This is a genomic window from Clostridium sp. (genome assembly GCF_030532265.1).
In the GTDB taxonomy this organism is placed as follows: domain Bacteria; phylum Bacillota; class Clostridia; order Clostridiales; family Clostridiaceae; genus Clostridium.
Genome location: NZ_JAUNLM010000001.1, coordinates 75,614 through 98,369, shown reverse-complemented (window position 1 = coordinate 98,369; position 22,756 = coordinate 75,614). Strand labels below are relative to the sequence as shown.

At 28.3% G+C, this 22,756-nt stretch carries 22 protein-coding genes, 1 pseudogene and 1 riboswitch; of the genes and pseudogenes, 1 reads left to right on the top strand and 22 read right to left on the bottom strand.

Annotated features, from left to right (window positions below):
• Positions 1-3: 3 nt before the first annotated feature.
• From coaD to Q4E08_RS00500, 5 genes and pseudogenes are all read right to left on the bottom strand, one after another.
• A complete protein-coding gene (gene coaD / locus Q4E08_RS00520; RefSeq protein WP_303127033.1) occupies positions 4-489 on the bottom strand; it encodes a pantetheine-phosphate adenylyltransferase in 486 nt (161 codons plus the stop codon).
• Positions 489-1,055: pseudogene (rsmD, locus tag Q4E08_RS00515) on the bottom strand (16S rRNA (guanine(966)-N(2))-methyltransferase RsmD); the annotation flags it as partial. The pseudogene rsmD and the gene coaD, both read right to left, overlap by 1 nt.
• A 67-nt stretch (positions 1,056-1,122) precedes the next feature.
• Positions 1,123-3,153, bottom strand: a complete 2,031-nt coding sequence (recG, locus tag Q4E08_RS00510) for an ATP-dependent DNA helicase RecG (RefSeq protein WP_303127031.1) — start codon at positions 3,151-3,153, stop codon at positions 1,123-1,125.
• 74 nt (positions 3,154-3,227) lie between these two features.
• Positions 3,228-4,865, bottom strand: a complete 1,638-nt coding sequence (locus Q4E08_RS00505) for a DAK2 domain-containing protein (RefSeq protein ID WP_303127029.1) — start codon at positions 4,863-4,865, stop codon at positions 3,228-3,230.
• Between the two features lie 14 nt (positions 4,866-4,879).
• Positions 4,880-5,230, bottom strand: a complete 351-nt coding sequence (locus tag Q4E08_RS00500) for an Asp23/Gls24 family envelope stress response protein (RefSeq protein ID WP_024614611.1) — start codon at positions 5,228-5,230, stop codon at positions 4,880-4,882.
• A gap of 197 nt (positions 5,231-5,427) precedes the next feature.
• On the opposite strand from Q4E08_RS00500, the gene rpmB reads away from it, so the two are divergent.
• A complete protein-coding gene (gene rpmB / locus Q4E08_RS00495; RefSeq protein WP_024614610.1) occupies positions 5,428-5,619 on the top strand; it encodes a 50S ribosomal protein L28 in 192 nt (63 codons plus the stop codon).
• A gap of 213 nt (positions 5,620-5,832) precedes the next feature.
• On the opposite strand, the gene Q4E08_RS00490 is transcribed toward rpmB, so the two are convergent.
• The 17 genes from Q4E08_RS00490 to Q4E08_RS00410 form a co-directional block, all read right to left on the bottom strand.
• Positions 5,833-6,471, bottom strand: coding sequence for a thiamine diphosphokinase (locus Q4E08_RS00490; protein ID WP_303127026.1), 639 nt, complete (start codon positions 6,469-6,471; stop codon positions 5,833-5,835).
• Between the two features lie 3 nt (positions 6,472-6,474).
• Positions 6,475-7,125 carry a ribulose-phosphate 3-epimerase gene (rpe, locus tag Q4E08_RS00485; RefSeq protein WP_303127024.1) on the bottom strand — a complete coding sequence of 217 codons (651 nt, stop codon included), beginning with the start codon at positions 7,123-7,125 and terminating at the stop codon, positions 6,475-6,477.
• Between the two features lies 1 nt (position 7,126).
• On the bottom strand, positions 7,127-7,990 hold the full coding sequence (gene rsgA / locus Q4E08_RS00480; RefSeq protein WP_303127022.1) for a ribosome small subunit-dependent GTPase A: 864 nt from the start codon (positions 7,988-7,990) through the stop codon (positions 7,127-7,129).
• Between the two features lie 118 nt (positions 7,991-8,108).
• A complete protein-coding gene (gene pknB / locus Q4E08_RS00475; RefSeq protein ID WP_303127020.1) occupies positions 8,109-10,283 on the bottom strand; it encodes a Stk1 family PASTA domain-containing Ser/Thr kinase in 2,175 nt (724 codons plus the stop codon).
• On the bottom strand, positions 10,280-10,999 hold the full coding sequence (locus Q4E08_RS00470) for a Stp1/IreP family PP2C-type Ser/Thr phosphatase (RefSeq protein WP_303127018.1): 720 nt from the start codon (positions 10,997-10,999) through the stop codon (positions 10,280-10,282). Before Q4E08_RS00470 ends, pknB begins: the two co-directional genes overlap by 4 nt.
• A gap of 12 nt (positions 11,000-11,011) precedes the next feature.
• Positions 11,012-12,043, bottom strand: a complete 1,032-nt coding sequence (gene rlmN, locus Q4E08_RS00465; RefSeq protein ID WP_303127016.1) for a 23S rRNA (adenine(2503)-C(2))-methyltransferase RlmN — start codon at positions 12,041-12,043, stop codon at positions 11,012-11,014.
• A gap of 14 nt (positions 12,044-12,057) precedes the next feature.
• Positions 12,058-13,371 (bottom strand): 16S rRNA (cytosine(967)-C(5))-methyltransferase RsmB, encoded by a 1,314-nt coding sequence (gene rsmB / locus Q4E08_RS00460; RefSeq protein WP_303127014.1) that lies wholly within the window; start codon positions 13,369-13,371, stop codon positions 12,058-12,060.
• A gap of 22 nt (positions 13,372-13,393) precedes the next feature.
• Entirely contained in the window at positions 13,394-14,083 is a 690-nt protein-coding gene (locus Q4E08_RS00455; protein ID WP_303127012.1) for a zinc metallopeptidase, read from the bottom strand.
• 11 nt (positions 14,084-14,094) lie between these two features.
• Positions 14,095-15,024 carry a methionyl-tRNA formyltransferase gene (fmt, locus tag Q4E08_RS00450; RefSeq protein WP_303127010.1) on the bottom strand — a complete coding sequence of 310 codons (930 nt, stop codon included), beginning with the start codon at positions 15,022-15,024 and terminating at the stop codon, positions 14,095-14,097.
• A 25-nt stretch (positions 15,025-15,049) separates the two neighbouring features.
• Positions 15,050-15,493 (bottom strand): peptide deformylase, encoded by a 444-nt coding sequence (gene def, locus Q4E08_RS00445; protein WP_303127008.1) that lies wholly within the window; start codon positions 15,491-15,493, stop codon positions 15,050-15,052.
• 17 nt (positions 15,494-15,510) lie between these two features.
• On the bottom strand, positions 15,511-17,706 hold the full coding sequence (gene priA / locus Q4E08_RS00440; protein WP_303127006.1) for a primosomal protein N': 2,196 nt from the start codon (positions 17,704-17,706) through the stop codon (positions 15,511-15,513).
• A 54-nt stretch (positions 17,707-17,760) separates the two neighbouring features.
• Positions 17,761-18,951 (bottom strand): bifunctional phosphopantothenoylcysteine decarboxylase/phosphopantothenate--cysteine ligase CoaBC, encoded by a 1,191-nt coding sequence (gene coaBC / locus Q4E08_RS00435; RefSeq protein WP_303127004.1) that lies wholly within the window; start codon positions 18,949-18,951, stop codon positions 17,761-17,763.
• A 4-nt stretch (positions 18,952-18,955) separates the two neighbouring features.
• On the bottom strand, positions 18,956-19,168 hold the full coding sequence (gene rpoZ / locus Q4E08_RS00430) for a DNA-directed RNA polymerase subunit omega (RefSeq protein ID WP_303127002.1): 213 nt from the start codon (positions 19,166-19,168) through the stop codon (positions 18,956-18,958).
• A complete protein-coding gene (gmk, locus tag Q4E08_RS00425) occupies positions 19,149-19,781 on the bottom strand; it encodes a guanylate kinase (protein ID WP_303127000.1) in 633 nt (210 codons plus the stop codon). Before gmk ends, rpoZ begins: the two co-directional genes overlap by 20 nt.
• Complete coding sequence (remA, locus tag Q4E08_RS00420) at positions 19,781-20,050, bottom strand: extracellular matrix/biofilm regulator RemA (protein WP_039316141.1); 270 nt, start codon at positions 20,048-20,050, stop codon at positions 19,781-19,783. The genes gmk and remA overlap by 1 nt, the downstream gene beginning before the upstream one ends.
• 14 nt (positions 20,051-20,064) lie before the next feature.
• Positions 20,065-20,946, bottom strand: a complete 882-nt coding sequence (locus Q4E08_RS00415; protein WP_303126994.1) for a YicC/YloC family endoribonuclease — start codon at positions 20,944-20,946, stop codon at positions 20,065-20,067.
• 181 nt (positions 20,947-21,127) lie between these two features.
• Positions 21,128-22,492: an NCS2 family permease gene (locus Q4E08_RS00410; RefSeq protein WP_303126992.1), complete on the bottom strand. Its 1,365-nt coding sequence runs from the start codon at positions 22,490-22,492 to the stop codon at positions 21,128-21,130.
• A gap of 75 nt (positions 22,493-22,567) precedes the next feature.
• A riboswitch (purine riboswitch) is annotated at positions 22,568-22,665 on the bottom strand.
• Between the last annotated feature and the right edge of the window lie 91 nt (positions 22,666-22,756).

Genomic DNA, 22,756 nt, shown 5'->3' with positions numbered 1-22,756 from the left:
CCCCTACTTATTATTTTTTATTTTCTTTAGTATATACTCTTTAATATTTTCAGGAACTAAATTATCTATATTACCATTAAACTTACCAATTTGCTTAACTGCTGATGAACTTATAAATGAGTTGTTAGGAGATGATATCATAAAAACAGTCTCAACATCAGAATCTAAATTTTTATTAATAAGGGCCATCTGTGCTTCATAATCAAAATCAACATTATTTCTTAGCCCCTTTATTATAAGATTACTATTTCTCTTTTTTAATAAATCAATAAGAAGTCCTTCAAAACTTATAACTTCAACATTTTTAATATGAGAAGTTGCATGTTTTATAAGTTCAACTCTTTCTTCTATATTAAATAAACCTTTTTTATCTATATTTATAAGAACAGCAACAACTATCTTATCAAAAATTTTAGCGCCTCTTTCTATAATATCTAAATGTCCATTAGTTATAGGATCAAAACTTCCAGGATATATAGCTTCTTTCATTAATCCTCTTCTCCTTCTATTTCATAGAAGCAAACTGTTGTATTTCCATATTTTTTACTTTTTAAAAGCTTAATATCTTGATATCCTTCATATATTTCTTCTATACTATCTATTTTCGTTACAATTATTCCATCATTAAGCAATAAATTATTTTCTTTTATAATTTTTATAGCTTCTGGAATCATTTCTTTACAATATGGTGGGTCTATAAAGATTAAATCAAATCTTTTACCTTTTCTTGCAAGACTTCTTAATCCATCATAAGCATCTATATTCATCGGGAAACAAAAATCATTGAATTTAAGATTTTCAACATTTTTCTTAAGTAAAGGAAATGTTGTCTTGCTTTTGTCAAATAAATAACATTCCTTTGCTCCCCTACTTGCAGCTTCTAATCCTAAACTACCAGTTCCAGCAAATACATCTATAACGCTAGCATCAGGTATGTATCCTTGAATCATACTAAACATAGCCTCTTTTACTCTATCTAGAGTCGGTCTTGTTTCATATGTTGGTGGTGATAATAATTTACGTCCTCTTGCCTTTCCAGCTATTATTCTCACTCTTTTGTCCTCCTTAAGTAGTTATATATATTTCATTCTATCATAATCAACTTTTTTATACAATTTATAATTAATTAAAGCAAATATACTTACTGCTTTTTTCCAAATTATTCTCTATTTCTTTTATTAATTTTAAATTTTCTTTTGTTTCATTAAATAATATATTATTTGCTTCTTCTCTTGCTTTAATAAGTATGTTCATATCCTCATAAAGATTAGCAAGTAAAAATCCTTCATCTCCACTTTGTCTAACCCCAAACATTTCACCAGAGCCTCTAAGCTTCAAATCTTGTTCTGATATATAAAAGCCATCAGTTGATTCCGTTAATATTTCCATTCTTCTTTTAGTCACTTCACTTTTTGCTTTTGCAATTAAAATACAATATGATTCATACTCTCCTCTACCAACACGACCTCTTAACTGATGAAGCTGTGCTAATCCAAATCGTTCTGCATTTTCAACTATCATTACCGAAGCATTAGGAACATTTACCCCTACCTCAATAACTGTAGTTGATATTAAAACTTTCGTTTCTCCAGTTTTAAATCTATTTATTATATCATCTTTTTCATTAGGCTTCATTTTCCCATGTAAATATTCAACCTTTATATTTCTAAATATACCATGACTTAATTTTTCATATACACTTTCTACAGAATTTAATTTCTCATTTTCATCTTCTTCAATAAGAGGACATACTATATAAACTTGTCTTCCTTTTCCTATTTCATTATAAGCAAGCATATATGCATTATCTCTATCCTCTTCCTTAAAAAATCTTGTATCTATTTTCTTTCTTCCTGGCGGAAGTTCATCTATTGCTGAAACATCCAGATCAGAATATACATACAAGGCTAAAGTTCTAGGTATAGGAGTTGCAGTCATTACTAAAACATCTGCTTTTTTACCCTTATTTATAAGCTTACTTCTTTGCCCAACGCCAAACCTATGTTGCTCATCAGTTATAGCTAAGGCTAAATTATTAAATTCTACATCTTCTTGAATAAGAGCATGTGTCCCTATAACTACTAAAGGTTTGTTTTCCTTTATCTTCTCTTTTATTCTCTTTTTTTCTTTATTAGAAGTACTTCCAGTTAAAAGTTCAATATCAATATCAAAACCTTTAAAAATATTTTTAGCTTCTTTATAATGCTGATTTGCTAATATTTCAGTTGGAGCCATGAAAGCTGATTGGTATCCATTTTTATATGCATTAAAAATAGCAATTAAAGCAACTATAGTTTTCCCTGACCCAACATCCCCTTGAACAAGTCTATTCATTGGATATTTAGATGCTTGATCTTTAAGTATGGCTCTAACAACCCTAGATTGTGCATTAGTTAAAGAAAATGGAAGAGATTCTCTTAAATCATTAAGTTCCTCACTCCAATTAAACCCAATTCCATCCTTTACTCTAGATTTCTTTTTAAGTAAAAGTAATTTCATAGAATATGTAAATAATTCTTGAAACTTTAATCTATTTATAGATCTTTTTAAAATCTCTTTATCCTTTGGAAAATGTATTTCTCGAATAGCATCATCAAAAGAGATTAAATTATATTTTCTTATTATTTCTTCTGGTAAATTTTCATTAACATAAATATTATCTAATACTTCCCCAATTATTTTAACTAAAAAATTATTAGTTAGTTCACCTTTTAAAGAATATTTAGGTATTATTTCACTTTTTAAAGATTCATTTGATGCTATTATTGGATTTGTTATTTCTAAAGTATTAGATATTTTTTTGTATTTTCCTAAAAGATTATATGATTCTTTAAATTTAAATTTGGTTTTTATATACGGTTGATTAAACCACTTTGCTAAAACTCTAATACCATTATAATCAAATTCTATTGTTGTTATTATTTTTCCAGTTTTTGTTCTAAAATCTCCTCTTAATTTAATCATAGTACACTTTAATATTTGCTTTTCATTTTCATCTATCTCATTTATTTTACTATTACCATTTACAAATTCATAATCTCTTGGAAAATATAAAAGCAAATCAAGTATACTAAATATTTGAACTTCATTAAGCTTTTCTGTAGACTTTTTACCTACTCCTTTTATATTATTAACTGTAGTATATATATCCATTTAATCACCTCTTTTATAGGTAAAATAGCAAAAGCACCTTACGGTGCTTTTTATTATACGTAATTTTATACTTATTATTCTACTGACATTAAGAAGTAATATAAAGGCTGGTCTCCTTTATATAATTGTATATCACAATCTTCATATTTTTCTTCTAACTTTTCTACAAATTCATTAGCTTCTTCTTCTTTAACATCTTCACCATAGAATATAGTTATTAATTCACTATCTTCATTAACCATGTTATCAAGTACTTTTTCAGCTGCTTCAAATTTATCATCTGAAACTTCTTTTATTTTACCTTCAACTAGGCCTAACATATTTCCTTCTTTTATTTCAATTCCATCTATTTCAGTGTCTCTTACTGCATATGTTACTGAACCAGTTTTTACTGACTCCATAAGGTCTTTTAATTCTTCTTCATTTTCTTCTGGAGAAGCATCTCTATTAAACATAGATACACAAGTTATTCCTTGAGGAATAGTTGTTGTTGGCACAACAATAACATTCTTGTCTGAAATATCTTTTGCTTGTGATGCAGCCATTATTATATTTTTGTTGTTTGGTAAAATAAATATGTTTTCAGCATTTATTTTTTCTATACAATCTAAAATATCTTGAGTTGATGGATTCATAGTTTGACCGCCTTCTATAACATAATCAACCCCTAAATCCTTAAATATGTTTGTAATTCCTTCTCCCATAGCTACAGTTACAAATCCATATTTTTTAGTTTCTTCTACTTCTTTAGATTTCTCTTGGTCTGCTCTCATTTCAGCTGCTAAAATTTCTCTATGTTCTTCTCTCATGTTATCAATTTTAATTTTTGAAAGTTCTCCAAGCTTTACAGCCTTTGATAAAACTAAACCTGGATCATTTGTATGAATATGAACCTTTATAACATCGTCATACCCAACTACTATCATTGAATCTCCAAGTGATTCTATTTCATTTTGTAATTCGTTTGATTTAGTAGCATCACCTAAAACTATAAATTCTGTACAATATCCAAATTTTATATCCGCATCATGAGTTGTCTTTGCTCCAGTAGCTTCTGCTCCACCTTCACCAATTTTTATATCTTTAACTTCTGCAACAATACCATTTTTCAAAGCTTCAAGCATTCCTTGAAGTATTATATAAAGACCCATACCACCTGAATCTACAACTTTAGCTTTTTTAAGAGCTGGTAATAATTCTGGTGTTTTATCTAACATAATCTTAGCATCTTTATTAACTTCTTCTAAAAGCTCTATTATATTTCTAGCTTTAGACTTAACTGCTGATTCTGCTGATGCTCTTATAACTGATAAAATAGTACCTTCTGTTGGTCTCATTACAGCTTTGTATGCTGAATTTGATCCTTCTTGAATAGCATTTGCAAACTCTGATACTGAAACTTCTTCATGTCCTGCTAATCCTTTTGAAAAACCTCTAAGTATTTGTGAAAGAATTACTCCTGAGTTTCCTCTTGCTCCCATAAGAGCACCCTTTGCAAGCTTTTTAGATACTACTTCTATAGAATCTGAATCTATATTTTCAATTTCTTTAACAGCTGCTTTAAAAGTCATTGACATGTTAGTTCCTGTATCTCCATCTGGTACTGGAAATACATTTAAAGCATTAACAAAATCGCTTTTTTCAGCTAATCTGTTACTTGCATTTACTACCATGTTATAAAAATCACGGCCGTTTATCTTATTAAATTCCATTAGTTTTTTACCTCCTAGACTCTTACCGCTTGAACATTTACTGTAATTGATGAAACTTTTAATCCAGTAAAGTTTTCTACATTATAACGTACTTTTTGAATTATGTTATTTGCTATAACAGAAATTTTTGTTCCATATTCAACCATTACAAATAATTCAATATCTAATTTATCATCATCATTAACATTTATCTTAACGCCTTTATTAAAATGCTCTATTCCAATTAACTCCCAAAGACCTTCTGTAGCATTCTTTGAAACCATTCCAACTACACCGTAGCATTCCATTGTTGATAGTCCAACAATTTTTGCTAACACTTCTTCTGAGTAATGAACCTTACCATTTTCTCTTGAAAATCCTACCATTACGATTCCTCCTTACACATATCATACATATATTTTATATTAGAAATCTTTAATATTCAAGATTTATATAATAATCTTCCAAAATATTATATATTTTTTTGAAATATACTATTGCAAAATACCTATTTGTTATGGTACAATGAATTCTGTCCTATTGAAGAGAATTATATCTTCACTTAACAAGGAGGTGTTTTCAAGTGGCAAGAAGATGCGAAATTTGTAATAAAGGCGTTGTTTCAGGTGTACAATACAGCCATTCACATCGTCAATCAAAGAGAACTTGGGCTCCTAACATAAAGAAAGTAAAGGCTTTAGTTAACGGAACTCCAAAGAAAGTTCATGTTTGTACAAGATGTCTTAGATCTGGTAAGGTTGAAAGAGCAATATAGTTCAAATAAAAAAAATGCACTGCACTAGCAATGCATTTTTTTTATGTCTAAATTTATGTATCTTTTTTCTTTCTCCTAAAAAATCTTATTATATTTGAGATACATTTAGGTAATTTAATAGCTACTATTTTCATAAATCCTCCAATTAAATTATTAAAACCAATACTACTATTTATATTATATGCAAATAGTTAATATTGGTTCTAATTTTATTTAATCTTTAGAATATAAAACTAATACAATTCCTGAATCAAAAGATATCTCAATATCTCCTTCTAAAAATTCATTACAAATTGCTCTAGGTTCTAATGTTTTCATATTATAATTTTTTAATTTATATTTTCCACCTGTTATATTAAAATTTTTAACTTCATCACACAAAGCATGAAATGAAATAACTTTTCCTTCTTCTCTTTTTATAACAGTACTTTTATTTACAGCAAAAATTTTATTGTTTTCATCAACAATCTCTAATTTTATATTATCATTTAGTGCATTAATCATAAGACCTATATTACCAAGTGTATGATCAAGCCTTGTACCAGTTGCCCCAAACATAATCATTTCATCTACATTGAATATATCTTTTGCTTTGTTATAGGCTAAATGAGTATCTGTATAATCCTTTTCCGGGTTAAACTTTTCTATAAGTACATTTCTATTTTTAAAATATTGAATTGCAGCTTTATCTATAGAATCAAAATCCCCTAAAATCATATTAGGTATTATTTCGTATTTTTTAAGTATATTACACCCTTTATCTACTCCTATTATAATGTCACTTTCCTTTATATATGAATTTAACAATTCATAAGAAGGTTCATTCCCTCCAGTAACTATTATCGCTCTCATTTCTTAAGCATTCCTCTTTAATTCACTTATATTTTTCATAACTTCACCATTTTTATAAACAGCAGAACCTGCAACAGCTACATCAACCCCAGCTTCTCTAGCAGCTTTTATATTATCTACGCATATACCACCATCTATTTCTATTATTAAATCTTTATTATATTTCTTTCTCATTTCATCTACTTCTTTAACTTTTTCTAAAGAATAATCAATGAAACTTTGTCCTCCAAAACCTGGATTAACACTCATAATTAAAACCATATCTAATTTTGATATTAAATCTTTTATCATAATTGTTGGAGTTCCAGGATTTAATACTACCCCTGCTTTAACTCCTTTTGATTTTATATATTGAATTGCTCTATCTATATGTTTTTCTGCTTCATAATGAATAGTTATTATATCTGCTCCAGCATCTATAAAATCATCTATGTATCTTGATGGTGTTTCTACCATTAAATGAACATCAAATACCTTATTAGTTCTATTTCTAATAGCCTTAACTATTGGTGCTCCAAGTGTAATATTTGGTACAAAAGCTCCATCCATTACATCTATATGTATATAATCTGCCCCTCCTTTATCTAATAATTCAACCTCTTCTCCTAACTTTGAAAAATCTGCTGATAAAATTGACGGTGCTATTTTTATCATCTTAATATCTCCTCCCATTTATTATTTCTTCTAATGTTCTTATATAAAATTCATATCTATATTTATTTATTTCCCCATTTTCTACAGCATCTTTTACTGCACATCCTGGTTCTTTATAATGAAGACATCCTCTATATTTACAACTATTATTAAACTTCTCAAAATCAGGAAAACAATATCTTAATTCCTCTTTATTTATAAAGTTTACATCTAAAGTAGAAAAACCTGGAGTATCAACTATATATCCATCTGAAACCTCAATAAGTTCACTATGTCTAGTTGTATGTTTACCTCTTCCTATTTTTTCACTTACTTCACCAGTTTCCATATGTTCTTTATCTGTAAGAGTATTTATAAGTGTTGATTTCCCAGCTCCAGAAGGCCCACAAAGAACAGTAACATTATTGCTTAATCTTTCTTTTAAATCTTCTACACCTATACCTCTTTTAGCATTTATAAATAAAACTTCATAACCTATAGAGTTAATCCTTTTCTTTAAATTTTCTTTTTCTTCTTCATTTACTAAATCAATTTTATTTAATGCAACTATTACTTTTATATTATTACTTTCACATAAAACTAAAAATCTATTTAATAAATCAAAATTTAAATCAGGGTTTTTTACAGCAAATACAACGAAAGCTTGTGTTACGTTTGCAACTGTTGGCCTTATAAGCTCTGAAGTTCTTTCATCTATATCTTCTATAGTACCTTTTCCATTTTCTATTTTTATTTTAACATTATCTCCAACCATAGGTTTAAGTGACTTATGTCTAAATTTTCCTCTTGCTTTACATTCTATTATTCCTTCATCTGTTTTTACATAATAGAATCCACCTATACCTTTAATTATTTTTCCTTTCATGTTACCTCCAAATTTTTTCTTCTCTCTTATTAATATAAACACTTTTTATTATTTTTTGCAAGAATATTTATATTAAACTTAAAGAGCAAAGTGAATTCATACACCTTGCTCTTTAAATTTATTTTTTATTTTGTTTTTCCTGTTTATCATTATCTTCTTTTTCAGGTTTTTGTACTTCTTTTTTTGTTGTTACAGTAATATTACTTCCTTTTGTTGCATTATTAGGAGTCCAAGAAACTACATTTCCTTCTGCTCCATCTCCTGCAAGCGATACATTGAATCCTTTTGCTTCAAGTGCAGCTTTAGCTTCTGAACCTTTCATTCCATTTGATATAATATCGCCTACATTTATTTTTTCTTCCTCTTTTTTTGTTGTTATAGTGATATTACTTCCTTTTGTTGCATTATTAGGAGTCCAAGAAACTACATTTCCTTCTGCTCCATCTCCTGCAAGCGATACATTGAATCCTTTTGCTTCAAGTGCAGCTTTAGCTTCTGAACCTTTCATTCCATTTGATATAATATCGCCTACATTTATCTTTTCTTCTTTATATTTTCCAATTGATAATATAATTGTACTTCCTTTATTTACTGAAGTTCCTGCTTTCAAACTTTGACCAATAACTTTTCCATCCAATGATTTGTCTGTTGTATCTTTAGTTTCTACATTTACATTAAATCCTGATAGTTTATTTCTAGCATCACTTTCTGACAATCCATTTACATTTGGTACTTGAACAGTTTCAACCCTTTTACCTTCACTAACAGTTAATGTAACTGATACTTCTTTTGTTATTTCTTCCCCTTGTTCAGGTGTTTGAGAAATAACATTTCCTTTTGCTATTGAATCACTATAATCTTTATTTATTATAATATTTTTAATTCCAAGGCTTTCAAGTTTTGCTTTAGCATCACTTAAACTATCTTCAACTAAATTAGGCATAGTAATTTTTTCCACACTACTCACTTCAACCTCTACTGTTGAACCTTCATTTATTTTTTCTCCTGCCTTTGGATTAGAACTAACTATTGTGCCTTCTTTTTCATCACTTTTTACAGTTTTTATTTTTAAATTTATTTTTAAACTATTAGCTTTCTCTTGAGCTTCTTTTATATTCATTCCAACAAAATTAGGTACTACAACTTCTTTAGCCTTATTACCGGATATCATAAAATATCCTCCAACACCTAAAAGTGCTAATACTAATACAGAAACAATTCCAATTATTATTCCTTTTTTACTTGATGTTTTATTTTTAGATTTAGCTTTTTCTTCTTTATTTTCTGCTTCATCTGCATCATTATAATAATTGTCGTCATCATCATAATATTCAGCATCTTCGTCATCATCATAATATTCATCATCTAAATCTTCAGGATCTTCAATAACCGGTTCCTTTACAGGAGCCATAATTATTGTATGTTCTACTGTTTGATCATTTTCATTTGATATGTCTTCCCCTATTTTAATATCAGGATTTTGCTTTATTTTTTCAAGATCTGAGATTAATTGTTTTATATCTTGATATCTTTTGCTTGCATCCTTTTCCATACATTTTAAAACAACCTTATTAAGACTTTCTGGAATTTTAGGATTTAATTCTTTTGGCGGAACTGGATCTTCTTGAATATGCTTTAAAGCTATTGTTACAGGTGAATCTCCTTCAAAAGGAAGTTTTCCTGTTAGCATTTCATACATAACTACTCCAAGTGAATATATATCTGTTTTATTATCAATAAATCCACCTTTTGCTTGTTCTGGTGAAAAGTAATGAGCGGATCCAAGTATAGTACTTGTATTTGTAAGTGTTGCAGAATCAGCTATCTTTGCAATTCCAAAATCAGTTACCTTAACTAATCCATCACTTGTAACTAATATATTTTGTGGTTTAATATCTCTGTGTATTATACCATTTTTATGTGCACACTCTAAAGCTTTAGCAATTTGAATAGCAATAGTTAAAGCTGTTTCACAACTTATCATTCCAAATTCTTCTACAACTTCTTTTAAAGTTTTTCCATCCACATATTCCATAACTATATAGTTTATATCATCTTGTGTTCCTACATCTAATACATTAACTATATTATTATGAGATAATTTAGCAATTGCAGTTGCTTCTCTTTTAAACTTACTTACTATTTCATTATTATCTGAATACTCACTTTTTAATATTTTTACAGCAACATATCTATTTAGCTTATTACATCTAGCTTTATAGACAAGAGCCATACCACCTTCTCCTACTTTTTCAAGGAGTTCATATCTATCGCCTAATACTTCACCATTCATACGCTCTCTCCTCCAAATAACATAACTGTAATATTATCTCTCCCACCATTTTTGTTAGCTTCATTTACTAACTCATAACAAGCAAGTTCATTATCATCTTCTTTTTGTATAATTTCAGTTATTCTTTCTATTGGTACTTCATTTGTAAGTCCATCTGAGCACATTAAATATTTATCATATTCATCAATATCAAACTTAAAAATATCAACTTCAACATCTTCATGAGTTCCAACCGCTCTAGTTATTATATTTTTATTCGGATGATTAATTGCTTCTTCTTCTGATATACTACCAGAATCTATAAGTTGTTGTACTAAAGAGTGATCTTTTGTTAATTTAAATAAACCACTACTATTAATTCCAAAACATGAACTATCTCCAACATTAGCTATAACTATTTTACCATCATATACTAAACAAGCTGTTATAGTTGTTCCCATTCCACTAAGCTTAAGATTGCTAACTGAATATTCATATATTTTTTTATTTACATTTTCTATTGCATCTTCAAGAACACACTCACCAAGTGAATTTATATTATTTTTTACAAATTCTATAACATTAGATACTGCCATTTCACTAGCAACCTCACCAGCATTGTGTCCACCCATTCCATCAGCAACTATATATATACCATATGAATCACACTCAAAATGACCTACACTATCTTCATTAAATTTTCTTTTTATTCCAACATCACTTTTATATCCTACCATATTAATTCCCCCTTAATTTTGGGATTCTAAATAACTTCTTCTTAACTGACCACAAGCTGCATCAATATCGCTTCCCATTTCTCTTCTAACTGTAGCTTCTATACCTCTATCTTTAAGAATATTTGCAAAATTTTCTACTGCTTTGTTTGATGATCTTTTAAAGGAATTTTCCTTTACTTCATTTACTGGTATTAAGTTTACATGACACAAAATTCCTCTTAACAATTGTGCTAATTCTTTTGCATCTTCTGCTCCATCATTTACTCCTTTAACTAAGGCATATTCAAAAGTTACTCTTCTGTTTGTTTTATCAATATAATATTTACAAGCATCTAGAATTTCTTTTATTGTATATTTATTAGCTATCGGCATTATTTCTTTTCTTTTTTCATCATTAAATGCATGTAATGAAATTGCAAGAGTGATAGTCATTCCTTCATCAGCTAATTCATATATTTTAGGAACTATTCCACATGTTGATAAAGTTATATGTCTTTGACCTATATTAAATCCATCTTCTGAATTTACTTCTTTTAAAAATTTTATTACATTATCATAATTGTCAAGTGGCTCTCCACTTCCCATTAAAACAATGTTTGATATTCTTTCACCTAAAAGTTTTTGTGCCACCATAATCTCAGCAAGTATCTCTCCAGATGTTAAATTTCTAACTCTTCCATCTATTGTAGAAGCACAAAACTTACATCCCATTCTGCATCCTACCTGAGTTGAAATACAGATTGTATTTCCATGCTTATACTTCATAATAACACATTCTATTAAATTCCCATCCTTAAGAGCTAATAATATTTTCATAGTGCTTTTATCTGAAGACTCTTGAGCTCTTACTACTTTAGGAATTAATATTTCAAATTTTTCATTAAGCTTTTCTTTTAATGTTTTTGGAATATTTCTCATGTCATCAAAATTCCACACATCTTTATAAATCCAAGAAAATACTTGTTTTGCTCTAAAAGCACTTTCACCATTTTCTTTAAGCCAATTTGAAAATTCCTTTGGTGTAAAATCTAATAAATTTTCCATAATTAATTCTCCTATTAACTTTTCTTAAGCTTAGCCATAAAGAATCCATCCATATATTCATTTGGAATAATTGTTACCATTCCATTAGTATATTTTATATTTTCACCATTTCCAACAAATATATTTTCTAATGTACAGTCTTTATGTTTATTTAAAAACCATTCAATATTTTCTTCATTTTCAGCTTTATTTAGAGTACATGTTGAGTACACTAAAGTTCCACCATTTTTAAGATATTGCCAAGCATTTTCCATAATATCTCTTTGAATTCTTACTATTTCTTTTAATTCATTACGATTTTTATTCCATTTAATTTCAGGTTTTCTTTTTATTATACCAAGTCCTGAACAAGGAACATCTATAAGAATTTTGTCTCCAACGCCTATAAGATTAACATTTAATTCTGTAGCATCCATTTCTTCTAATTTAACATTATTTATACCAAGTCTTTTACAATTTTCCTCTATTAAACCTAACTTGTTTTTATGTAAATCAAAAGCTAATACTTCTCCTGTATTTTCAAGAAGTTCTGCAATATGAGTAGTTTTTCCACCAGGTGCACTACAAAGGTCTAGTACTATATCACCACTATTTAAATCTAAAAGTGGGGCAACTAACATTGCACTTTCATCTTGAACTGTTATTTTTCCTTCATTAAAAAGCTTATTGCCTTCAATATTTTTTCCACCTTTTATAGAAATAGCCTCAGGGCAAATGTATCCTTCTTCTATATTATATCCGTTTTCTTCTAGTTCTTCAAACACACTATCATAATCTGATTTTAAAGAATTTACTCTAACAGTTACTTTTGGTGTAAAGTTTAGTGAATCAAGTATTTTTATTGCATCTTTTTCTCCATATTGCTTAATAAAAAGTCTTATAAGCCATGGTTCAAAAGAATACTTATATTCTAATTCAGTTATTTTATTGTTGAGTTTTAATCCTGATTCACCTTTTTTACCATAAGTTCTTAAAACACCATTTACAAGTTTTCCCCATCTATCTGATATTTTTTTTGCTTGTTCTACAGCTTCATTACATGCTGCATAACTTGGAACTTTATCTAAATACTTTAATTGATATATTGCTATTCTTAATATGTTTAAGACTCTTTTATCCATTATACTTATATCTTTAACAAAAGTAGATATAAGCATATCTAGTGAATTTTTTCTTCTTATTGTTCCGTATACAATTTCTGTTACCAAACCTTTATCTTTATCATTTAAATCCGAATTATTTAATTCACTTGATAATACTAAATTTGAATAAGCACCTTCATTTAATACTCTATCTAGTATTTTTAAAGCTATGCTTCTACTGTTCATAAAATACCTCTTCTCTAAGTTTTTATTGATCTCTATTGCTTATAGCAATTAATCTTAATAATTGAGCTATGGCCATAAGAGCTGAAGCAATGTATGTCATAGCTGCTGCTCCTAAAACTTTTTTCGCTCCATTTACCTCATCCCCATAAAGTATTCCTCTATTGCTTAATACATTTATCGCTCTATTAGATGCATTAAATTCTACTGGTAATGTAATCAATTGAAATATTACTACAGCAGAAAACAATACAATTCCTAAATTAACAAAAGTATGATTTCCCATAAGTAAACCTACAACGAATAATATCCAAGAAATACTTGAGCTAAAATTTACAACAGGAACTATTGAATTTCTTAATATAAGAGGTTTATATCCTTCTTTATCCTGTATAGCGTGACCAACTTCATGTGCTGCTATTCCAGCTGAAGCAATTGAAGTTCCACTATAAACATCAGGTGATAACCTTAAAACTTTACTACTTGGATCATAATGATCTCCAAGATTTGCATTAACAACCTCTATATTTACATAAGATAATCCCGCTTCATTTAGCATCATTCTCGCAACCTGCTCACCTGTATATCCATTCATAGTTCTTACCTTTTTGTACTTATTGTAAGTTGAGCTAATTTTACTTTGTGCCCATATACTAACCAAAAGTGCTGGTACTAATATAAGCATAGTTCTATCAAAATAAAATGGATAATACATATTTATACCTCCTATTTTCCTAATATAATCCCATCTTTAACATCATGACCATTTATATATTGCTCTACCATTAAAGGCTTTGAATTTGGGAATTGAACCTTTTTAATTAAAAGAACACCATCCCCTGTTGAAATTTCTATTCCCTTTTTAGAAACATTTATTATTCTTCCATTTTCCAAAGTACTATTTTTATTTAAAACTTCACTTTCAAATATTTTCATAGTACTTCCTTCATATAAAGTATGTGCAATAGGCCAAGGATTTAACCCTCTAATCATATTATGAATTTCTAATGCACTTTTATTCCAGTCTATTTGAGCTAATTTTTTATTTAACATTTTTGCATAGAAAGTTTCATCTGATTGTTTTTCAGGCTTTATAGTGTTATTAAGTATTCCTTCTATTGTCTCTATTAAAAGATTTCCACCTCTATCCTTTAATATGTCATAAAGTTCTCCTGCTGTCATATTATCTGTAATTTCAACTTCATCTTTTAAAAGCATATCACCAGTGTCTAATCCTACATCCATAAGCATAGTTGTATTTCCTGAAACTTTTTCTCCCATCATAATAGCCCAGTTTATAGGTGCAGCTCCTCTATACATCGGAAGTATTGATCCATGTAAATTAATGCATCCGTATTTTGGTATGTCTAATACTTCTTTTGTAAGAATTTGACCAAATGCTACAACTATTATAAAATCCGGCTCCATATCTTTAAGCTCTTGAATCATTTCTTTTTCATCCTTAAGCTTCTCAGGTTGATAAATTTTTATATTATGTTTTAATGCTTCTTCTTTAACAGGTGAAAATGCTAATTTTTTTCCTCTTCCTTTTGGTCTATCTGGTTGAGTAAATACAGCACAAACCCCATATTTGTCTATTAAAGCTTTTAAAGATGGAACAGCAAAATCTGGTGTTCCCATAAATACTATCTTCAAAACTATTCCTCCTTTTTTATTTTTCTTATTTAACTTTATCTATAAATAAAATACCATCTAAGTGATCATTTTCATGTAAAACAGCTCTTGCAAGTAATTCCTCTGCCTCTAATATAAATTCTTCACCTTTTTCATTTAAAGCTTTAACTTTAACAAAGTTTGGTCTATCCACTTCTTCTGATACACCTGGAACACTTAAACAACCTTCTTCGCCAACTTGGCTTCCACTTGTTTCTAATATTTCTGGATTTATAAATACTCTTGGTCCTTCTCCGTCGTATACATCTATAACAAATAATCTCTTAAGTATTCCAACTTGAGGTGCTGCAAGTCCTACTCCATCAGCTTCATACATAGTATCTATCATGTCTTCAATTAAAGTTAAAGTTCTATTATCTATCTTTTCTACAACTTTACTTTTCTTTCTTAATACATCATCACCATTTTTTCTTATATTTCTAATTGCCATAAAAAATTCCTCCTAGTTTATAAAAAATTGTTTGGATTAATATCAATATTTATTCTTATTTCATTATATACACTCTTATTCATTTCATAAAGTATGTCTCTAATTTTTTTAGAATAATCATCTGAAAATTTACCTTTTATCATAACTTGCCATCTAAATTTATCTTTTATTTTTGATACTATACATTTTGTAGGCCCTAAAATAGTTACATTATCCTCTGATAAACTTCTAATTTTTTTAGTTATATCCTTCATAAAACATTCTAGAGATTTTTCATCTTTAGATATACCTCTTATTAAAATTATTTTTTCAAAAGGAGGATACCCCATTTGTTGTCTTAAACTAATCTCATCTTTAAACATTCCAATATAATCATTGTTAATTGCATAATTTAAACTTGGATTTCCAGGATCATACGTTTGAATAATTACTTTACCTTTTTTGTCTCCTCTACCTGCTCTACCTGCAACTTGAGTTATAATTTGAAAAGTTTTTTCTGATGATCTATAATCTGGTATATTTAAAGACATGTCAGCTGCTAAAATCCCTACTACTGTTACATCTTTAAAGTCTAAGCCTTTTCCAATCATTTGTGTCCCAATTAAAATATCTGCTTCTTTATTTTTAAAAGAATTATATATTTTTTCATGAGACCCTTTATTTCTTGTTGTATCTTTATCCATTCTTAATACTTTAGCATCTTTAAAATATTTTTTTACTTCACTTTCTACCTTTTCAGTTCCAGCACCAAAAAACTTTACATACTTGCTCTTGCATTTTGGACACACATGAATTTGCTTTTCTGTTTTACCACAATAGTGACATATTAAATATCCATTTTTATGATACGTCATAGATATGTCACATTTATGACATTTAAAAACATAACCACAACTTCTACAAGAAACAAATGTTGAAAATCCCCTTCTATTTAAAAATAAAATTATTTGCTCTTTTCTTTCTAAAGCTTCTTTTATTTCTTTGTATAACTTTCTTGAAAACATAGATAAATTTTTTACTCTAAGTTCTTCCCTCATATCAACCATTTCTATATCTGGAAGGGGTTTATTATCTATTCTATTATTTAATGTTACAAGTTCAATCTTTGAAACCATAGCATCTGCAAAACTTTCAACTGATGGTGTTGCAGAACCTAGAACATACTTACAATCTTTTGTAAAACTTAAAAACTCAACAACATCTTTAGTATTATATTTAGGATTATAATCTGATTTATAAGTGCCTTCATGTTCTTCATCAACTATTATAATTCCAAGATTATTAACAGGCAAAAACACTGCACTTCTAGCTCCCACTACAAGTCTACACTTTCCTGTTTTTACTCTATACCATTCATCAAATCTTTCTCCATCAGAAAGTTTACTATGAAATAAAGCAACATCTTCCCCAAAACGTCCCTTAAATCGTTCTATCATCTGAGGTGTAAGAGCTATTTCTGGAACAAGTACTATAGCACCTTTTCCTTCATTTAAAGTATGTTCAACTAACTTCATATATACTTCTGTTTTTCCTGAGCCTGTTACCCCTTTTAAAAGAAAGCCTTTATTGTTAGAATTTTTAATTTTGGATATAGCTTCAATTTGTTCAGCTGTTAAATTTTTAATATCATTATCTTTATAAATTCTTCTATTATACCTATATACAACCTGTTCTTCTAAGGATAAAAATCCTTTTTCAATAGCTTTATTTATAGTATATATAGAGAATTTTAAATTTTTACTAAGTTCTGATTTTGTATAAATACAATCATTTTCCTTTATAAAATTTATAAGATTTAAATAATTTTCTTTTTTTTTGAAATTATCATCTAATTCATTATTAAATTTTATAACATTTTTCTTCTTCTTTTTAATTCCTTTTATAATTCCTTTTGGAATTAATAATCTTATTGCATCTATGTATTTACACAATGTTTTACTTCTTAAAAACTCTATCATTAATAGATCTTCTCTTGTTAATATAGGCTCATCATCGCATATTTTGCTAATTTCTTTTACTTTATATTTATCATTAAACTCTGTAGAAAGAGCAATTACAAATCCTTCTATAAGTTTATTAGAAACTCCAAACGGAACCTTTACTCTATGACCGATGCTAATTAAATCATTAAAATCTTTTTTTACTTTATACGTAAATGGCTTATCTATTTCTACAGCTTCACTATTTACAATTACTTCGGCATATAGTTCCATTTATAAAATCCACCCTTTCTTAAAATTTGTCAATATAGCAGAAGAAAGCGCAATTTAGCGCTTTCTACAAATAGCATCAAATAAATTACTTGCAACATCTCTTTTACTCATTGTATCTAATTCTAAAACAGAACCTTCTTTTGATATTACAAATACTTTATTATTATCACTACCAAATCCAGTCTCTGCTTGTGTAATATCATTAGCTACAATATAGTCTAGATTTTTTCTCTTTAATTTACCTTTTGCATTATCTATCAAATTACTGCTTTCAGCTGCAAAACCAACTAAAATTTGTTTATCTTTTTTATCGCCAAGTTCCTTTAATATATCATTATCTCTTACAAGTTCAATGTTTAAATTTCCTTCGCCTTTTTTTATTTTTTCAAAACTATATTCTTTTGGCTTATAATCTGCAACAGCAGCTGATTTTACAACTATATCAGAATCATCAAAGTTACTCATAACAGCTTCTCTCATCTGAGAATTTGTTTCTACTTCTATAACATTAATGCCATGTGGTCTTTCAATTCCTTTAGCTCCTGTAACAAGTGTAACAACCGCACCTCTATCTCTTGCTTCTTCTGCTATTGCATAACCCATTTTCCCTGTTGACTTATTAGTTATAAATCTTACAGGATCTATGTTAGCTCTAGTAGGGCCTGCTGTTACTAATACCTTCTTATCTTGCAAATCCTTTACCGGATGTAATGCTGTAAGAACATTTTTAAAAATAACATCAGGTTTTGGAAGTTTTCCTTTTCCAACATCTCCACAAGCAAGTCTTCCTGAATCTGGCTCAATAAATTCATATCCTAAACTTTTAAGCTTTTTAATATTTGATTGAACTATAGGATTTTCATACATATTTGTATTCATTGCAGGTGCAAATATAACCTTAGCTTTAGTTGCCATTATAGTTGTAGAAAGCATATCATCTGCTATACCATTTGCAACTTTACCTATTATATTAGCTGTAGCTGGAGCAATAAGCATAACATCAGCTTTTTGTGCTAAACTTATATGTTGAATTTCCCATGCTTTTGGTTCTGCAAACATATCAGTTATAACCATATTTTGACTTATTGATTGAAAAGTGAGAGGTGTTACAAACTTAGTTGCTGACTCTGTCATAACAACTCTTACTTCAATTCCTTTTTTTCGAAGCGAACTTACAACATCTAATGCTTTGTAAACTGCTATTCCTCCGCATACTCCTAATACAACACATTTATCCTTATACATCTAATTACTTTCCTTCTGAAGCTTCGTAAGTTACTTTTCCTTCGTTCACTTCATTTATAGCTATTGTTAAAGGTTTTTGTGAATCTATTTCTACTAGTGGATTACTTCCAGCTATTATTTGTCTAGCTCTCTTTGAAGTTACTATAACTAGTGAATATCTATCCTCTACCTTATTTAATAAGTCTACTATTGATGGATTAATCATAGAGTTGTTCATGTATAATACCCTCCTTAGAATCTAATATCTTATTTTTCATTCTATCTACTCTACATTTTTCTGCAGTTATTATTGCTTCTATTTTTGATACTGCTGTATCAACTTCATCATTTACTACAGCATAATTATATTTTGAAATATAATTTATTTCTTTATACGCTGATTTAAATCTTCTCATTAATGATTCAGGTGTTTCACTGCCTCTTTTTATTATTCTTTGTTTTAATTCCTCCATTGATGGTGGTAATATAAATATAAAAATTCCTTCTTCACAGTTTTCTTTTACTTTAAGAGCTCCTTGTATATCTATTTCTAGAATTACATCTCTACCTTCATCTATCATTTTTTGAACACTTGATTTTGGTGTTCCATAATAATTTCCATAAACTTCAGCATGTTCTAAGAAATCTCCTTCTTCAACCTTTTGAAGAAAATCTTCTTTTTTTAAGAAGAAATAGTTAACTCCTTCTACTTCGCCATTTCTAGGTTCTCTTGTAGTTGCAGAAACTGATAAATATATTTCTTTATGCTTTTCTAATAAAGCTTTGCAAATTGTTCCTTTACCAGCTCCAGAAGGACCTGATATTACTAATAATACACCTTTTTTGCTCATTATTCATCTACCTCATCTTCATGATCATCCTTATTTGATAATCTATGAGCTACTGTTTCAGGTTGAACAGCTGATAAAATAACATGATCACTATCTGTAATAATTACAGCTCTTGTTCTTCTTCCATAAGTTGCGTCAATAAGCATTCCTCTATCTCTAGCTTCCTGGATTATTCTTTTTATTGGTGCAGACTCTGGACTTACAATAGCAACTAATCTATTAGCTGATACTATATTTCCAAAACCAATATTAATTAATTTTATACCCATGTACTTCCTCCTAATTATTCTATATTTTGCACTTGTTCTCTAATTTTTTCAATTAGATTTTTTATATCAATGACTATATTTGTCATTTTCATATCATTTGATTTTGAAGCAATTGTATTTGCCTCTCTATTCATTTCTTGAACTATAAAATCTAGCTTTCTTCCTATTGGTTCATCTAATTCTAATGTATTTCTCATTTGTTCTATATGACTTCTAAGTCTTATAATTTCTTCATCAACTGTAGCTTTATCTGCAAAAATAGCAATTTCTACAGCTATTCTATTTTTATCTATTTCAACTCCTGAAGTCAATTCTTTTATTCTTTCTTCTAATCTTGACTTATATTCAATTGGAATTAAATCTGCAATTTTTTCTATAGAATCAACAAAGTTTTCTATAACAAGAAGCTTATCTAATATATCCTCTTTTAATTTTTCTCCTTCTCTTATTCTCATATCAACCATTTTATCTAATGATGATTCAATAAGAGATTTTATTTCATTAAATATTTCTTCAATATTTTCTTCTTTTTCAACTATTGAAATAACGTCAGGAAATCTAGCTATTTTTGTAGTAGTTATATCATTTACTATTCCTAATTCATCTGAAAGTTTTTGTAAACATTCAAAGTAACTTTTAGCAAGTGCTTCGTTAAGTTCTGCAACAGAATCACCTTTGTGAAAATTTTTAATATTTATATAAACATCAACTTTCCCCCTATTTAATCTTCCGCTTATAATTTTACGAATTCTTTCTTCAAGTGGAAACATTGACTTTGGCATTCTTATGTTCATATCTAAATATCTATGATTTACACTTTTCATTTCTATTGAAAATATTCTCTCTAATCCTTCTTCGCTTCTTGATCTTCCGAAGCTTGTCATACTCTTAACCATTTCTAAGCCTCCTCATTACTAATAATATTTCAATTAGCATAAATACATATTATTTTAGTATAATATTAAAGTCAATACTTTGTTTACAGAATATTAACATTTATATTTTTTATAATTCTTTTCAACAAAAAGACTGATAGCAAAATACTATCAGCCTAAAATTTAAAATATTATTTTAAATTTATAAAAAGAATAATTTAAATAAGAATATAACAGCTAAAGCAATCATTACAATTGATACTTTTTTCTTATTCTTTTTATCTTTTATAAAAAATACATTATATAAAACATTTATAAATACGTAAGATAATACTCCTAAAGTTAATCCATCACCTATGCTATAAGTTAATGGCATAGCTATAATTGTTATAAATGCAGGAAACCCTTCTGTAATTTCTTCGAATTCAATATTTTTGCATGCTCCAAGCATTAAATAACCAACATACATTAATGCAGGTGCTGTTGCACAAGAAGGTATCGCTATAAATATAGGTGAAAAAAACATAGAAACTAAAAATAATAATCCTGTTGTTACAGATGTCCACCCTGTTCTTCCTCCTGCTAAAACACCAGTAGAACTCTCAACAAAAGTTGTAACTGTTGATACTCCCATAACTGCACCAGCAGTTGTTCCTATAGCATCAACCATAAGTGCTTTTCCCGCATTAGGAATATTTCCTTTTTCATCAAGCATTCCAGCTCTTGATGATACACCAACCAATGTACCTATAGTATCAAAAAAATCTACAAATAAGAATGTACAAACTATAGTTATAAAAGTCCCTATATTATTCGGATTCATAATATATCCAAAATCCAATTTACCAGCAATAGGTGCTATACTTTCAAATTTTATTAATCCATTAGGAAGAAATATCCCAAGACTTGCAGCATATTCTCTATTAAATAAAGCATACCCCCAAGCAATAATTGTTGATATTAATATACCATATAATATGGATCCTTTAACACCTTTTTTATCTAATATAGCTATTACTGTAACTCCAATTAATGCAATTAATACTGTTGGATTATTAAAATCTCCTAAAGCTAAAAAAGTATCTTTATTAGCTACTACAATATTGCTACCTGTAAGTCCTATAAAGGCTATAAATAAACCTATACCAGCAGTAACTGCATACTTCATATTCATAGGTATGGCATTAACTACAGCTTCACGAATCTTAAAAAGTGACATTAAAATAAATATTATACCTTCTACAAAAACTGCCGTTAATGCAATTTCCCATGATATCCCTTTACCAATAACAACAGAAAATGCAAAATATGCATTAAGTCCCATACCTGATGCTAAAGCAAATGGAAGATTTGCAAAAACTCCCATGAGTATAGTTGAAAAAGCTGCTGCTAAACAAGTAGCTGTTACAAGTGCACCTTGATCCATACCTGTTGCACTTAAAATATTAGGATTAACAGCTATTATATAAGCCATAGTTAAAAATGTTGTAAATCCAGCTATAATTTCTCTCTTAAAGTCAACATTTTTGTTCTCTAAGATTTCAAAAAACTTTTTCTCTTTTTTCAATTTTATCCCCCCACAAATAAAAAAACTGTTATGATTTTTAATAAAGATACCTCATAACAGTTTTATTTTAATTATTAATTAAAATAAATTCCCCATAGATAGATATTTAAGGTATCTTGTAGAAACGATGAACCATATTTTCATCATATATGAGTTAATATTTACAATATGAATTTTACCTATTTTAACGAACATAGTCAATAGTTTTTAATTGTAAAATTCATATATTTTCGAACTATTTTTTTATAAATTTAATTAATAATC

Coding starts and splice junctions, on each gene's coding strand:
- coaD (WP_303127033.1), bottom strand. CDS start 489: ATGAAAGAAGCTATATATCCTGGAAGTTTTGATCCTATAACTAATGGA.
- recG (WP_303127031.1), bottom strand. CDS start 3,153: ATGGATATATATACTACAGTTAATAATATAAAAGGAGTAGGTAAAAAG.
- Q4E08_RS00505 (WP_303127029.1), bottom strand. CDS start 4,865: ATGGAATTTAATAAGATAAACGGCCGTGATTTTTATAACATGGTAGTA.
- Q4E08_RS00500 (WP_024614611.1), bottom strand. CDS start 5,230: ATGGTAGGATTTTCAAGAGAAAATGGTAAGGTTCATTACTCAGAAGAA.
- Q4E08_RS00490 (WP_303127026.1), bottom strand. CDS start 6,471: ATGAGAGCGATAATAGTTACTGGAGGGAATGAACCTTCTTATGAATTG.
- rpe (WP_303127024.1), bottom strand. CDS start 7,125: ATGATAAAAATAGCACCGTCAATTTTATCAGCAGATTTTTCAAAGTTA.
- rsgA (WP_303127022.1), bottom strand. CDS start 7,990: ATGAAAGGAAAAATAATTAAAGGTATAGGTGGATTCTATTATGTAAAA.
- pknB (WP_303127020.1), bottom strand. CDS start 10,283: ATGAATGGTGAAGTATTAGGCGATAGATATGAACTCCTTGAAAAAGTA.
- Q4E08_RS00470 (WP_303127018.1), bottom strand. CDS start 10,999: ATGGTAGGATATAAAAGTGATGTTGGAATAAAAAGAAAATTTAATGAA.
- rlmN (WP_303127016.1), bottom strand. CDS start 12,043: ATGGAAAATTTATTAGATTTTACACCAAAGGAATTTTCAAATTGGCTT.
- rsmB (WP_303127014.1), bottom strand. CDS start 13,371: ATGAACAGTAGAAGCATAGCTTTAAAAATACTAGATAGAGTATTAAAT.
- Q4E08_RS00455 (WP_303127012.1), bottom strand. CDS start 14,083: ATGTATTATCCATTTTATTTTGATAGAACTATGCTTATATTAGTACCA.
- def (WP_303127008.1), bottom strand. CDS start 15,493: ATGGCAATTAGAAATATAAGAAAAAATGGTGATGATGTATTAAGAAAG.
- priA (WP_303127006.1), bottom strand. CDS start 17,706: ATGGAACTATATGCCGAAGTAATTGTAAATAGTGAAGCTGTAGAAATA.
- coaBC (WP_303127004.1), bottom strand. CDS start 18,951: ATGTATAAGGATAAATGTGTTGTATTAGGAGTATGCGGAGGAATAGCA.
- rpoZ (WP_303127002.1), bottom strand. CDS start 19,168: ATGAACAACTCTATGATTAATCCATCAATAGTAGACTTATTAAATAAG.
- gmk (WP_303127000.1), bottom strand. CDS start 19,781: ATGAGCAAAAAAGGTGTATTATTAGTAATATCAGGTCCTTCTGGAGCT.
- remA (WP_039316141.1), bottom strand. CDS start 20,050: ATGGGTATAAAATTAATTAATATTGGTTTTGGAAATATAGTATCAGCT.
- Q4E08_RS00415 (WP_303126994.1), bottom strand. CDS start 20,946: ATGGTTAAGAGTATGACAAGCTTCGGAAGATCAAGAAGCGAAGAAGGA.